Source organism: Microcoleus sp. AT3-A2, assembly GCF_036705685.1.
Lineage (GTDB): Bacteria > Cyanobacteriota > Cyanobacteriia > Cyanobacteriales > Microcoleaceae > Microcoleus.
The window spans coordinates 131,099-144,183 of sequence record NZ_JAUBVF010000006.1 but is presented as its reverse complement, the minus strand read 5'-3'; the positions used below and the strand labels follow the sequence as shown (position 1 = coordinate 144,183).

Here is a 13,085-nt window from a genome sequence, read left to right as displayed (position 1 = left end):
AGATTGTTATTGACACTCCCCGGTCTGAAGACACGGGGATTCTTAAGGACAAACTTTGGGGGATGAATCCACCCAAAGTTTGATTCTTAAAGGGTTTGTCAGCAAGCCACTACCCACTCGCTCAACAATTGAGTCTATGGCTACATTTGATTTTCGGATGATATTGGCAGCACCATTTACATCTGCATTCAGTATTAATCCGCTCGCCGAACGGTACAAACCTCTTTTGATTCTTTTACCTGATGGTTGCCAATTGTCAGGTTTTTCACCAACTTTCACTGGCAGAAAATCTCGGTCTAAGAAGCTGGCTTTTGAAGTGTAAGATTCATCCTGTTCTACAAATCTCCATCCTAGAGAGTCGCATTCTTGTTGTAATCTTTCTTTAACTTTAGCTGTCAGTATTTGGACAAAGTTCTGATTAGTTTTTCCTCCCATATTGAGCTCTTGCTTCTGTCCTTTATTCCAACCAAATGCTATGACATTTATTTGGTGACTTTCGCAATAATCTATGATATTTCTGACAGCTTTATTAACCGCATCTCTCATTCTTCGGGCGCGAGTTTCCGATAACTGTTGCAGTCTTTTTGACGAAAAACCTTGAGGTAGATTATGTCGGGAATGTTCTGATTGAACTCTGGCTTTTTGTTTGTTAAACTCTTGGTTCCAAGATTTCAGCTTATGACCATCAATAATAAATGGCTTACCATTGCTAGAAACACAAGTTAGCCAGTTGTTGATACCATGATCTATGCCCAGAATCCCTGTTACTTCCAGACTACAGCTAGGAGCTTGCTTGGTAAGAGATTCATGGACGTATTCAATCGAGACCTTACCATTTCTAGGGATTAACCTGAGTTCTTTAATCTGGCAACCCTTAAGCCTTTCTGGTAGTGGAATCCACAGAGCATCTGTTCCGAAGTGTTCTTTCCCTTGCTTTCCTAGAGGGAGTCTTACCCTACTGCCGACTATTTTTAAGGCTTGTCCCGGATAGGAAACTTGGTACATACCGCCTTGGGTTCTGTACTTAGGCAATCTGGGTTTTTGATTGATTTCCCCTTTTTTGGCTAACCTTTCTAAGGCTCGGAAAGAGCTGAAAGATTCAGCAACAGATTTAAGAGATTGTTGCGCGACTTGCGAGTAAAGTAAGCTGTAATTATCGTTAGTTTTAGCAATCCTGTACAAGGCTGGATATTTAACCGCACTTTTGTCTTGAAAGTATCGTTGCCGACTTTCGTAAGTCCCGACATTAAACAGATTGTTTGACCATCTCAGCAGTTGCTCTACAATGGATTTGTCGAATCCCTTTAAATGCCAGATATCTTTTTGTACTGCATACATTTGACTTTCACCTCCCTTGATTAATTTTACTGCATTTGGTAGTTGGGAAATTGGTAGGCAGGATAAATCTTGCGATGCCCTTTCATCCCTGCACTAAAGTCACAGGGTTTTCAGGGAGTTTTTTATAATCGAGCAATTTTCGCTGGGCGGTTTTTTATTTTAGATTTTCGATTGTTAACAGTCAACTAATTACCATTCCGATTCTAATGGCAATTCAAAAAAACTCGGACTCAGATGTAGATCGGTCAAATCCGTTTCGCTCAAATAAGCGTCGGTCAAAAATACCCCTTTTAAACTTGCGCCTTTGAGGTTAGTACCTTTCAGGTTAGCACCTCTGAGATTAACTCGGAATAAATGAGCATCGCTCAAGTCTGCCTCAGTTAAATCTGCTCCCTCCAAATTTACTCTCATCAAATCTGCTTTTCTGAGGTCAGCTTCGTTTAACTTAGCGCCGCTGAGGTTAGCTTTTGTCAAGTCTACACCTCTCAAGTCTGCCCCGCTCAAGTTAGCGAACAGCAAAGTAGCTCCGGTGAAATCTGTCTCCCTCAAATCGGCATCCCTTAAATTAGCGCCGCTGAGGTCAGCCCTTGTTAAGTCTACACCCCGGAGGTCAGCAGAACTCAAGTTTACTTGGTGTAAAATTGCGCCGCTTAAATCGGCTCCTCTTAAATCCGTTCCCTCCAAGTTTGCACCTTTGAGGTAAGCTTTTTTTAAGCTAGCTCTGCTGAGGTCTACATTTTTGAGATTGACCGAAGTTAAGTTGGAAGCGCTCAAATTAGCTCCGCTTAAATCTGACCCGTTTAAGTCGGCTCCGGTTAAATTTACCCCTTGCAGCGATACATTGGGAGCAATTAAATAAGCTCCACCCAGAGCGGGGTCAATGCCTTCTGAAAACAAAGTCTTGTTGCTGTAAACAGCTTTTTCTAAAATCGTGGCGTTCAAACTGGCTTCCCTCAAGTCCGCTCCGCTGAGGTTGGCTCCTGCTAAGTTGGCCCGATCGAGTTTTGCGCCAAATAAAATAGCTTTGTATAAGTTTGTCCGCCGCAAATCGGCTCCTTTTAAATCGGCTTCGGTCAAATCTACCATAGCCAGATTTAAGCCAGGGAGCGAAGCATTGGGAGCTAGCAAAAATGCTCCCATTGCACCCGGATCAATATCATCGGGAAAGATAGTCCGGTTGTTGTATACCGCCTTGTCTAAAATGGCACCGCTCAACTGAGAACCGCGCAAATCGGCTCCGCTGAGGTTGGCTCTGGTTAAGTTGGCTTCGTGGAGATTTGCTCCAACTAAATTAGCCTTGATCAAACTTGCTTGTTTGAGGTTGGCGCCCGTGAGCTCTGTTCCTACGAGAGTAGCTTCTCGGAGGACAGCACCGGTCAAATCGGCTCTAGTGAGGTTAGCTAAATTGAGAAATGATTCAGCTAAATCTGCCCCGCTGAGATTGGCGCCAGTAAGGTCGGCTTCGATCAGGTCTGCATACCTGAGAATAGCGTTGCTGAGGTTGGTTTCTCGGAGGTCGGTGCCTCTGAGGTTTGCTCCCCGGAGTTCCGCGCCTCCGAGGTTGGTGCCTTTAAGTGCTTGTCCCCTGAGGTCGAGTCGGTGCAGAAAGTCACCAACGTTCATTTCCATGTCAAATTCGCTCTCTTTAATGCTGAACCTAGCTTGACATTCCGAGGGCTGAATCGGAAATAGGACCAAAACTATAAATTTTTTGAGGTTGAAGCTTGGCGCACACGGACGCGACTTGTTCGAGGGGGAAGGTTTCGCGATCGAGCTGGACTTGCAGGGTTTTGAGCGGATCTGCACCGGAGGAAACCATTACTTCTAATGTTTGCAAATTCGGCTCTGTGCTGATTTCGCTCAGAATTTTGCCGATCGCCTTGACGTAAGGATGGTTTGGATCTTGGTACCAATCGGGGCCTGCGAGTCCGGCTTGATCGAAGCCTAGGTGAACAATGAGGGAGCCTTCTCCGAAAAGGGCTATTCCCACCGGCCGCGCTTCTTCTTGCAGCAGCAAGTGCTGGTTAGCCGCCAAATGCCGCAGTTTTTCGAGGTGTCCGTACCGATTTTGGATTGCAGAATCTTCCTCTTTTCCCTCTGACGAATGTCTTCTACCTTCTTCCTTCGTTTCGTTCCACTGAATCGCCACTGTTACTAAATAAGTTTGCAGTAGCATATGACCGAGTTTTTCGGCTTTTGTTGCCAGATAGATCGAGTTGTAATCTGTGGCTTCAATTAGTAAGGGGACGCGATCGGCTACTTCAATGCCGTAACCTTTCAAACCGGCAATTTTGCGCGGGTTGTTGGTAATTAAGCGAATTTTTTTAACTCCCAAATCGTTGAGCATTTGCGCTCCGACGCCGTAGTTTCGCAAGTCGGCGGGGAATCCCAACCGTTCGTTGGCTTCGACTGTATCGAATCCCAAATCTTGCAGCGAGTAAGCTTTTAGTTTATTTACCAATCCAATGCCGCGACCTTCTTGGCGCAAGTAAACTATGACGCCAGAACCGACATTTTCGATCATTTTCAGTGCTGCTTGTAGTTGCATCCGGCAGTCGCAGCGTAGGGAACCCAAAGCATCACCTGTCAGGCATTCGGAATGCACCCGCACCATCACGGGTTTGTCTTTAAATTCGGCCGGGTCGCCCTTGACAATAGCAACGTGTTCTGAATTGTCTTGGGTGTCGCGGTAGGCGTAAATCATAAACTCGCCGAATTGAGTGGGCAATTGGGCGACGGTTTCGCGGCGGACGAATCGATCGTGCTTGAGTCGGTAGCTAATTAAGTCAGCAATACTGATTATTTTAAGGTTGTGGGTTTTGGCGTACTCGATTAATTCGGGCAACCTCGCCATCGAACCGTCGGGGTTTTGAATTTCGCAGATGACGCCGCTGGGATACAGACCGGCGAGTCTGGCGAGGTCAACCGAGGCCTCGGTGTGACCGGCGCGTTTGAGGACGCCACCGTCGATCGCCCGCAGGGGAAAAATGTGACCGGGACGGCGCAAGTCTTGAGGTTTGGTGTCCGGGTGGATGGCGACTTGAATGGTGCGGGCTCTGTCTTCGGCGGAGATGCCGGTACTGACGCCGTTGACTGCATCGATGCTGACGGTGAAGGCAGTTTGGTTGTTGTCAGTGTTTTTGCTGACCATCAGGGGCAGTTCCAGGCGATCGAGCCTTTCGCCACTCAAGGCTAGACAAATCAAACCCCGCGCGTTCACGGCCATGAAATTGATGTTGTCGGGGGTGGCGAATTGGGCGGCACAAATCACGTCGCCTTCGTTTTCGCGATTTTCGTCATCGACTACTACCACCATGCGACCTGCTTTGAGGTCTACGAGGGCGCTGTCAATTGAGTCAAATTGAAAGGATTGAGTTGAGGTGTTGTTATTTGTCACTGAGGAGTTCAAGCTATAAACAGTAATGTTATGGAAATAGAATGTATTTTCGATTGTAACCTTTTGTTTCCGACAGGGCGATTCCCCAGTCCAGATGAGTTTGACAATCTTTTTAAAGTCACTTACTATAATTATTGCATCTTGTCAACAAAATCTCTCCCAAATATTTCATGAGCTTGACTGAGATCGCGAATATTTTAAGTAAACCGTACTTCTAAGCTCCTAATTGCTTAATTATAATGTTGATTGTTGGGAGACAATGTGCGATCGGGCAAAAGCAATATTGAAATTAGGGTCGATTACTGCAAGATTGTGGCTAATGGAATAGATGATTTTTTGAGGAAGGCTGACATTTTAAAGCTCCGCCCGATGGGACAATATTGATATCCCGTCAAATTATCCCAACCATGAATAATTGGCCGAAATTCCTCCCCGATCCTACATCGTGCGCGAGAGGGTTTGCCTTAAGCATTAGCTTTTGGCTGATTGTTTCTTTACTATGGCCCAATGCTTACTACTATTCCTACAGATTTAGCAGGACGTACTGGTACACCATCAGGAACTCTGACTGGGAATCCCCGATCGTACTTGCTTGGTTGTGCCAAATCTGGTTATTTGCTTTCTATCACTGGGGGGTAACTAAGTTTGCCGAGTGGGTGGAAATTCGCCGGCACAATCAGCAACCACAGGCAATATCGGCATGGCAGCATTGGAGGGAAGGCATTATCGCATTTCTGACGCTACCTGCTGCGATTGTAATGGGAATTCCGGCGATCGCGCTTTTTATGCTGCCGCTCAGAAGCTTTTCGGGCGCGCTCGTTGCTTTAATTCTAGGAACTGCGATCGCATCTGCTTACCTGTATCACTTCCGCTTTGCAAAGCTGCTTAAAACTCTTCTTAAATTCTTATGGATTTTCTATGCAGAGCTTCTAAAGATACTTGAACTTTTGTTAGTTCCAGTAGTAACTGGTACTCCGTTTTTTCTGCTAACTGTTGCGACGGCCGAAATCGTGCCAATACAGCTACTGCCGCTGACAACCTTTCTGTTAGTTATTTGCGTACTGCTGAGCGGGATAGTGGGATATGCAGCTTTGCAGTATTGGTCAGCGCATCTAGTTAATTGGGCTGCGACGTGGTGGCCCGCTGACTCTCCTGGTTACAGTCGCCTTCAAGCCCGAAAAGCCTGGAAACACAACAGGACAGCAACCAGCCAATCTTTTGTTCGGCACACAACCAGTTGGCACTTAGCGGCTAACGACACTACCAACCTAATTTACCTAAACCTCATAGCCAGCGTACTCGGTGCGATCGCTTTTCTGTTGTTTGGAGAGTCTTCAGAAGGGTCAGAAACACAAGAAGAGATTTTAGGATCTGCCGTGGCGCTAGTGTGGGTGGCGGTGTGGCATTTCTGGGGGTGGCCGCGCGAAGTAGAAATTGCTAGAGGTAAGCCGGAGGCTAAGAAAAGTCAGAGTTCAGCTAAGAAAAAGCGATCGCCCAATTCTAATTCACCGCCTCCCAATCCGGTAGAACAAGAGCTAAACCAGCTCAAAGCCTCAACTGGAATGAATCGGATGAAGCCTGTGAGACGATCGGCCCAGCCAACTCCTGAAGTTCCTCAATGGTACGTGTTTCGCAGCGGTGAAGCCAAAGGGCCCTATACCAAATTGCAATTATGGGAGGTTCAGGAAATCACAGCCCGAACCAAAGTGCGGCGCGGGGAAGCCGAGTGGCAGCGCGCCGGTGAAATTCCAGAATTAGCGTCGTACCTCACTCAAAAATAAGACAGTACACGTCACCCCACGTCCATCGGCGTCTAAGACGATCGCACTGCCCAGAAAGTAGCGCTATTCTTAGAAAAGGGATTTGTGTCAGCGAGACTCCCGGAGATTTTTATGAATATTACTTTGAGTCCTGAGCAGGTGAAATTGATCGAAGCGCAATTAGCACTGGGGCAGTTTACCTCGCCGGAAGAGGTGATTACAAAAGCCCTCCAGACTTTGACTCAAACGCGGAAGCTTTATTGCGAGTGGGTGGAAGAGGTGCGCTCTTCGGTGGAGGAAGCGGAGGCGGAACTATCGCGGGGTGAGGGAATTCCTTTAGAGACTGCGATCAAGCAATTGCAGGAAAAGTTTCGCAAGGCACGAGAGGTTCAGGGATGAGCCGATGCTTTGTCTCTCCAACAGCAAGCCGAGACTTGGATGCCATTGGTGATTATTTTGTTGGGCGCAATATTGAGGCTGGGGAGCGATTGCTTCGGGAGTTGGTCAAAAAGTGTGACAATTTAGTCAAATTTCCGAATATGGGGCGCAGTTACGATCAAATTAAGTTGGGACTCCGGGGAGTACCGCTCGATGGCTACATTATCTTTTATCGGGTGGTTGAGAATGGTATCGAAATTTTGCGTGTGATGAGCGGTTTTCAAGACTTGGAGGCAATGTTTCCCGATGAAAACTGAGCGTTTGGAAGGACGGAACGAGAAGTTGGAAACGCTTTTGTGTCAATCTTATGTAGCCGTCCCATCTTTTGTATCTTAACTTTAAGCAGTTAAATAATTCACCCTAAAAACTATTCTCGGCGGGCTTGAACGCTTCTCAACAGCTTTAAATATTCAGGTCAAACAGATTCACCAATCTCGTCAGCTAAACTTTTAGGCAAATCGAGTTCGATAATTGACTGCATTGTCCGCATTTTTCCTAAAAAAAAACCCTCAACTTTGTGAGGGCTTTGCGATGCCAGGAACGAGACTTGAACTCGTGACACGTGGATTTTCAGTCCACTGCTCTACCAACTGAGCTATCCCGGCTTGTTTTTTCGCGCTTTACTATCTTAGCAGACACATACGGAATTTAGCAAGCACTTTTCTCAATTAATTTTTCGATCGCCCGGAACCGCCCGCCTGTAAGCTAAAAGCTGCAACCTAAAATCCAAGAATCGCAATGGCACAGCAACATCGGGACAGCGAGGGCAAGAGTCTGCTTGTCTTAGGCATAATTTGGCTGCTGGGGGCAATTAGCGATCGCCTCTGGTTTGCCCTCGATCGATCTGTCCCGGCGTGGGATCAAGCAGACTACCTGACTAGCACCCTGAAATACTTGCAGGCGTTGCAGCATCCTCAGTGGTTTTCCGGGGAGTGGTGGACAAACTTCTGGCTGCTTTCGACGAAAATCCCGCCCTTGGCATACATCTTAACGGTTCCGTTTCTTCAGGTTTTCGGTACTGGGGGCGATCGGGCAACCCTCGTTCATTTATTATTTAGTGCAATTCTCCTCGCCTCAGTCTACAGTCTGGGCGTCCAATTATTTAACCGGCAAGTCGGTTTGTGGGCCGCTGCAATTTGCGTTTTGTTACCGGGACTTTATCGGTTCCGCTTACAATTTTTGCTCGACTATCCCCTCACTGCTGCGATTACTTTTGCTTTCTATTGTTTGACCATGTGGAAGGCTTCTGAAGGAAGAAGGAAGAAGGAAGAAGGAAGAAGGAAGAAGGAAGAAGGAAGAAGGAAGAAGGAAGATTTTCCCCATTCTCCGGATCTCCCCCTCTCCCCCTCCCCCACTCTCCCCCTCTCCCCGTCGTCTTTCTTTTGGGCGATCGCTTTTGGAATTTCTCTCGGTTTATCAATATTAGTTAAACACACTACCGTATTATTTCTATTTACCCCGATTGTGTGGTTGGCTGTGGGTGCTGTGCGACAAAAAGCTTGGGGAAGATTAGCTCAATTAGCAGGTAGTTTGTTGCTGTCGGTAGCGGTGTTTGGCCCGTGGGCGAAAACCAATTGGCTGTTAATTTTGACCGGGGGAAAACGGGCAACAGTGGATTCTGCGATCGCCGAAGGAGATCCGGCCCTCAATACGATCGACGCTTGGATTTACTACGGTAAACACTTACCAGAACACATTTCTTGGCCTCTGTTACTTATTCCCTTAGTAGGATTGATACTTTATTGGCGTCGTCGGCAAGAGAGTTCGTCCATCTTTTATCTCAACTCCTGTCGCTGGCTAGCTGTTTTCTGGGTAGGAGCTTATTTAATTAATTCTTTCAATATCAACAAAGACGACCGATATGGTATACCTTATTTGCCAGTTTTATCTATTTTCTTAGCCTACTGTTTAACGCTGTGGCCTTCTCGGTGGGGACGACAAATTCGCTGGGGTACAATTGGCTTGGCAATTTTGGCGATGCTGTTCCATATGTGGCCGCTGGGAGGGGCTTTTGGACATAGCTTAGTCCAAATTATCAGTCCCGGCAATTCTAACTATCCTTACTTGGGAAAAGAGTGGCCGCACCGAGAGGTAATTGCAGAAATTATTGATAGGGAACCTTATTTGCAATCTACTTTAGGCGTGTTGCCTTCGACGCCGGAAATTAACCAGCATAATTTGAATTTTTACGGGGCTTTGGCGAATTTTCAGGTTTACGGGCGGCAGGTGGGAACGAATTTAAAAGAAGTGCCCCAAGATGTGCGATCGCTCTCTTGGTTCGTAACTAAAACTGGCCCGCAAGGTTCGATTCGCGAACGGATTAAAAAAGCTCAAAATGCCGCCGTTACGGCGATTGAAAAAGAAGATAAATTTGAGTTAGATAAAACTTGGATTTTGCCAGATTATACTAATTTAAATCTTTATCGCAAGCGAGTGCAGCCTGTCGAAATACAGCCGTTGAATGAAGCGCGATCGCAAGTACAATTAGATCGAGTTACTGTCGCTGCAAAAGCAGTTCCCGGAGTCGCGCTGCCGGTTACTTATACTTGGTCTGGGCCTTGGCAGCAGTTGCAGTCTGGTTTAGTGTTGGTAACGTGGAAAAATCAGCAGTCTGGCGATATTCCACCGGGACAGACTTTCAGGATTTTACACGATCGCGCGATCGCCCAGGGGACTTTGCATCCGGGGATGCTGGAAGCGGATAAATTTGCTGTGGGGTTTCGAGTTGTCGATCGCACGGCGATGCTTCCTCCTGCTAATATTGCACCGGGAACTTACAATCTGCAAGCTACTTATCTAAATCGGAAAACCGGCGAAACTTATCCGATTAATGTGCCTGCCGTTAGTGTTAAAATCGAGGCAGAGCCTCTGGATATGCGTTCTCAGGCAGAGCCGGGAAACGAGGATAATACAGATAAGCCTGAGTTAGATTTGGTAACTCAATTGCGGGCGATGGCGGTTAATTTACCGAAAGGATTGCCAGGTTTAGAACCCGTGTTCGAGCAGATTGGGCGGATCAATCAGTACGATCCAATTCAAGATTATACCGTGCAAGCAGAACAAGCATTAGAATATCGGTTGAAACAGGAACCAAATAATCTAGAATTGGCTTATGCTTTGGCATTTTCGCGAGTATTGCAGCAGAATGTCAAAAGTTCGATCGCTGCCTTAGAAAAAGTCACTCAACTCGACTCAAAAAACCCTTACGCTTACGCCTATCTCGCTTTCGTACACCTGTACGGCTGGCATCCCAAAGCCGCTGAAATAGCCTTAAAACCTGCTATCGCTCTCAACTCCAATTTACCGGAAATTAGAGTTTTAAACGGTGTAGCGGAACTGATGCAAGGTAATCTCATCCAAGCATGGCAAGATTTGCAATACTTAAAAAAACTAAAAATTTAACAATCCCTTTTATTGTGGCACGGGCGTCCCGCCTGTGCTTCCGAACCGGTAAAAAACAGAAAACCAATGAACCAACCAAGAATAATCTCTCTAATTCCCAGTGCCACGGAAATTGTAGCACTTTTAGGATTAACCGATGCAATTGTGGGCCGTTCCCACGAATGCGATTATCCCCCAGAAATCCAAAATTTACCTGTTTGCACTCAGCCTAAATTCAATCCCGAAGGAACTAGCAGCGAAATTCACAACCGCGTGACAGAATTGTTGCAAAATGCCCTCAGCGTGTATAAAGTAGAAATAGATACTTTGGAAAAATTGCAGCCGACTCACATTATTACTCAAGCTCAATGTGAAGTCTGCGCTTGTTCTCTGACAGAGGTTGAACAAGCAGTAAGCACGCTGGTAAATAGCAAGCCGGAAATTATTTCTTTACAGCCGAATCTGCTAGCAGAAATCTGGACGGATATTCAGCGAGTTGCTGATGCTTTGGGCGTAAATGGCAAAAGTGCGATCGACCTTTTGCAATCCCGCATCGATGCTATTACCTCGCAAACACAAGCATCCTCTATTATTACCACAAAAGAGAGACTTCCCAAAGTAGCTTGCATCGAGTGGATTGAGCCTTTGATGGCTGCGGGTAACTGGATTCCCGAATTAGTCGCAATGGCGGGAGGCAATTCGCTGTTTGGAATTGTCGGCGAACATTCCCCTTGGTTAAAATGGGAATCGCTAGTAGAAGCTAATCCCGATGTAATTATTTTCATGCCTTGCGGCTTTGATTTAAGCCGCACTCGCAGCGAAGCAATGCAGATAACTAAATACGCAGAATGGCATAATTTGCAAGCAGTAAAAACGGGGAAAGTTTACATAACTGACGGCAATTCTTACTTTAATCGACCGGGGCCGAGATTGGTTGATTCGTTAGAAATTTTAGCAGAAATTCTCCATCCCGAAATCTTCGATTTTGGCTACCGGGGTAAGGGTTGGCAGCCATTTTTGCCAGTCCCCACAGCTAGCTAAAGCTTTATCAATCAATACCAATTCTGAATTGCCTGCCATACAAATAAGGACACAACATTGTTATGTCCTTACTTCGCCTTCATTTAACCGAATCTGACATCAATTGATGCAACAACGGCTATTTTTACATTCCATCAGGCGGCATCAACACCTTGTCAATTACGTGAATAACGCCGTTGCTAGCTTTGATATCAGCTTTCACAACATTAGCGCCACTGACAGTAACTTTGCCTGCGTTAACTCCCACCTTCAGCGAGCTGCCTTCAACACTTGTCACATCGCCGGATTTCAGGCTAGTAGATACAACCGAACCAGGAACAACGTGGTAAGTTAAGATCTTTGTAAGTAGGGCTTTGTTTTCCGGTTTGAGCAAATTCTCCACAGTTCCTTCTGGCAAAGCAGCAAATGCCGCATCAGTCGGAGCAAAAACAGTGAAAGGGCCTTTTCCTTGTAAAGTTGTCACCAAACCTGCAGCTCCCAAAGCCTTCGTCAACGTCTCAAATTGAGCGTCGCCTGATGCAATAGCGACAATATCCTTCGCCTGAGCCATTGGTGCGGGTGAAGCAGTGGTTTTTACGTTTCCTGCAACTTGTGAAGTTTGAGTTGCATTAGCAACATTGGTGCTGGAGGTGATGTGAGCCCAAGCCGGGAAACCAATCAACGCGCTAGCGCCGATTATTCCTGCGAAACCTGTCAGTTGTTTCATCCAGCTAGGTAAATTTTGATTTTTCATTGCGCTTGCATTTCCTTATGAGATAAAACAGTGAACATGAATTGTTATGTTAGCCAAATCTCGACAAAAGGCAAGGTTGCCAGAGGCTAAGATAGCAAGAAAATTCTCTTGCATCCCCGATCGAACAAAACTTCCTTAATATAACGCAACCTAAGAAATCTGGCATCAACCGCTAAATCTGTAACTCAAAACCTCAATCACCGAACCAGTTTGGGGTAAGTCACTAGATTTGATCGAAATCGTGTCATTATTCACTCGGCGCACCGGTGTACCATCCATCAGCGCCAAGAATTCATCTAGCGGCACCAAATCGCACGTAGCAGCATCGGCGGCTTGGGTTTTGAAATGTGTCGGAATCACCATCTTTGGTTTAAGAAGTTGCAAAGTTTGCTTCGCTTCCGCCGGAGTGTAAGCTTTCGGCCCGCCGCCCACGGGAATCAGCACTACATCGGGCCGCCCGATCAAGATTTGTTCTTCAATGCCGATCGGGCCAGCAACTCCGCCCAAGTGTAAAATCTTAACGCCCGCTTGCTGCCACAGCCAAGCCACATTGACCCCAAATCGCCTTCCTCCCTCACGGTCTTTTTCCGTCCGAATCCCTTGAATCCGCAGCCCGTTAGACTTGTAAGCCCCCGGTTCGTACAAAAGGCCGGGATTGCCCGCAAATCCCTCGATCGCTCCTTCATCGAGCAACCGGCTGCTAATCAGAATCAAATCTGTAGGCACTTTAGGAGAGCGATAGCCTGCCGTACAGCCCAGGGGCCGAAAAGGATTCACCAGCACCCTCGCACCGCCTCCGGCGAACAAGAAGCAAGTGTGGCCCAACCACTGAATCGACAAAGAATCAGCAGTTTGAGCTTGATAGCTTTCCCATCCAGATGGTAAACCAGTTGCTAAAGCTGCTAGCAAACCCGTCTGTGCGTAACGTATTAATTGTCGCCGTTTCATCTTGTGGTTGGGGTTGTCGGGTGTTGGTCGTTTGTTGTTATATCACAAA

Annotated in this window: 11 protein-coding genes and 1 tRNA gene; 5 read left to right on the top strand and 7 right to left on the bottom strand. The window is 46.7% G+C overall.

From position 1 onward, the window contains the following. Positions 1 to 42: 42 nt before the first annotated feature. From QUB37_RS06195 to ribBA, 3 genes are all read right to left on the bottom strand, one after another. On the bottom strand, positions 43 to 1,338 hold the full coding sequence (locus tag QUB37_RS06195) for a transposase (protein WP_333160138.1): 1,296 nt from the start codon (positions 1,336 to 1,338) through the stop codon (positions 43 to 45). 189 nt (positions 1,339 to 1,527) lie between these two features. After that, a complete protein-coding gene (locus QUB37_RS06190; RefSeq protein ID WP_333160135.1) occupies positions 1,528 to 2,967 on the bottom strand; it encodes a pentapeptide repeat-containing protein in 1,440 nt (479 codons plus the stop codon). A 28-nt stretch (positions 2,968 to 2,995) separates the two neighbouring features. Next, positions 2,996 to 4,735 carry a bifunctional 3,4-dihydroxy-2-butanone-4-phosphate synthase/GTP cyclohydrolase II gene (ribBA, locus tag QUB37_RS06185; protein ID WP_333160133.1) on the bottom strand — a complete coding sequence of 580 codons (1,740 nt, stop codon included), beginning with the start codon at positions 4,733 to 4,735 and terminating at the stop codon, positions 2,996 to 2,998. Positions 4,736 to 5,142: 407 nt separating this feature from the next. Here ribBA and QUB37_RS06180 point away from each other — a divergent pair, with 407 nt between their 5' ends. The 3 genes from QUB37_RS06180 (at position 5,143) to QUB37_RS06170 (ending at position 7,190) form a co-directional block, all read left to right on the top strand. Continuing rightward, on the top strand, positions 5,143 to 6,516 hold the full coding sequence (locus QUB37_RS06180) for a DUF4339 domain-containing protein (RefSeq protein ID WP_333160131.1): 1,374 nt from the start codon (positions 5,143 to 5,145) through the stop codon (positions 6,514 to 6,516). A gap of 111 nt (positions 6,517 to 6,627) precedes the next feature. After that, positions 6,628 to 6,894: a hypothetical protein gene (locus QUB37_RS06175; RefSeq protein ID WP_333160130.1), complete on the top strand. Its 267-nt coding sequence runs from the start codon at positions 6,628 to 6,630 to the stop codon at positions 6,892 to 6,894. Further along, a complete protein-coding gene (locus QUB37_RS06170) occupies positions 6,891 to 7,190 on the top strand; it encodes a type II toxin-antitoxin system RelE/ParE family toxin (protein WP_333160128.1) in 300 nt (99 codons plus the stop codon). Before QUB37_RS06175 ends, QUB37_RS06170 begins: the two co-directional genes overlap by 4 nt. A 158-nt stretch (positions 7,191 to 7,348) precedes the next feature. Here the strand turns inward: QUB37_RS06170 and QUB37_RS06165 are convergent, their stop codons facing one another. Together QUB37_RS06165 and QUB37_RS06160 are read right to left on the bottom strand one after the other, a co-directional pair. Next, entirely contained in the window at positions 7,349 to 7,495 is a 147-nt protein-coding gene (locus QUB37_RS06165; RefSeq protein ID WP_333160126.1) for a hypothetical protein, read from the bottom strand. Then, a tRNA-Phe gene (locus tag QUB37_RS06160) sits at positions 7,466 to 7,538 on the bottom strand. Before QUB37_RS06160 ends, QUB37_RS06165 begins: the two co-directional genes overlap by 30 nt. A gap of 133 nt (positions 7,539 to 7,671) precedes the next feature. On the opposite strand from QUB37_RS06160, the gene QUB37_RS06155 reads away from it, so the two are divergent. Together QUB37_RS06155 and QUB37_RS06150 are read left to right on the top strand one after the other, a co-directional pair. Next, positions 7,672 to 10,335, top strand: a complete 2,664-nt coding sequence (locus QUB37_RS06155) for a phospholipid carrier-dependent glycosyltransferase (RefSeq protein WP_333160124.1) — start codon at positions 7,672 to 7,674, stop codon at positions 10,333 to 10,335. A gap of 66 nt (positions 10,336 to 10,401) precedes the next feature. Beyond that, positions 10,402 to 11,355, top strand: coding sequence for a cobalamin-binding protein (locus QUB37_RS06150; protein WP_333160122.1), 954 nt, complete (start codon positions 10,402 to 10,404; stop codon positions 11,353 to 11,355). Positions 11,356 to 11,479: 124 nt separating this feature from the next. Here the strand turns inward: QUB37_RS06150 and QUB37_RS06145 are convergent, their stop codons facing one another. Together QUB37_RS06145 and QUB37_RS06140 are read right to left on the bottom strand one after the other, a co-directional pair. Beyond that, positions 11,480 to 12,088 carry a fasciclin domain-containing protein gene (locus tag QUB37_RS06145; protein ID WP_333160120.1) on the bottom strand — a complete coding sequence of 203 codons (609 nt, stop codon included), beginning with the start codon at positions 12,086 to 12,088 and terminating at the stop codon, positions 11,480 to 11,482. 165 nt (positions 12,089 to 12,253) lie between these two features. After that, positions 12,254 to 13,036: an MBL fold metallo-hydrolase gene (locus QUB37_RS06140; RefSeq protein ID WP_333160117.1), complete on the bottom strand. Its 783-nt coding sequence runs from the start codon at positions 13,034 to 13,036 to the stop codon at positions 12,254 to 12,256. Positions 13,037 to 13,085: the final 49 nt, after the last annotated feature.

Coding starts and splice junctions, on each gene's coding strand:
- QUB37_RS06195 (WP_333160138.1), bottom strand. CDS start 1,338: ATGTATGCAGTACAAAAAGATATCTGGCATTTAAAGGGATTCGACAAA.
- QUB37_RS06190 (WP_333160135.1), bottom strand. CDS start 2,967: ATGGAAATGAACGTTGGTGACTTTCTGCACCGACTCGACCTCAGGGGA.
- QUB37_RS06180 (WP_333160131.1), top strand. CDS start 5,143: ATGAATAATTGGCCGAAATTCCTCCCCGATCCTACATCGTGCGCGAGA.
- QUB37_RS06175 (WP_333160130.1), top strand. CDS start 6,628: ATGAATATTACTTTGAGTCCTGAGCAGGTGAAATTGATCGAAGCGCAA.
- QUB37_RS06170 (WP_333160128.1), top strand. CDS start 6,891: ATGAGCCGATGCTTTGTCTCTCCAACAGCAAGCCGAGACTTGGATGCC.
- QUB37_RS06155 (WP_333160124.1), top strand. CDS start 7,672: ATGGCACAGCAACATCGGGACAGCGAGGGCAAGAGTCTGCTTGTCTTA.
- QUB37_RS06150 (WP_333160122.1), top strand. CDS start 10,402: ATGAACCAACCAAGAATAATCTCTCTAATTCCCAGTGCCACGGAAATT.
- QUB37_RS06145 (WP_333160120.1), bottom strand. CDS start 12,088: ATGAAAAATCAAAATTTACCTAGCTGGATGAAACAACTGACAGGTTTC.
- QUB37_RS06140 (WP_333160117.1), bottom strand. CDS start 13,036: ATGAAACGGCGACAATTAATACGTTACGCACAGACGGGTTTGCTAGCA.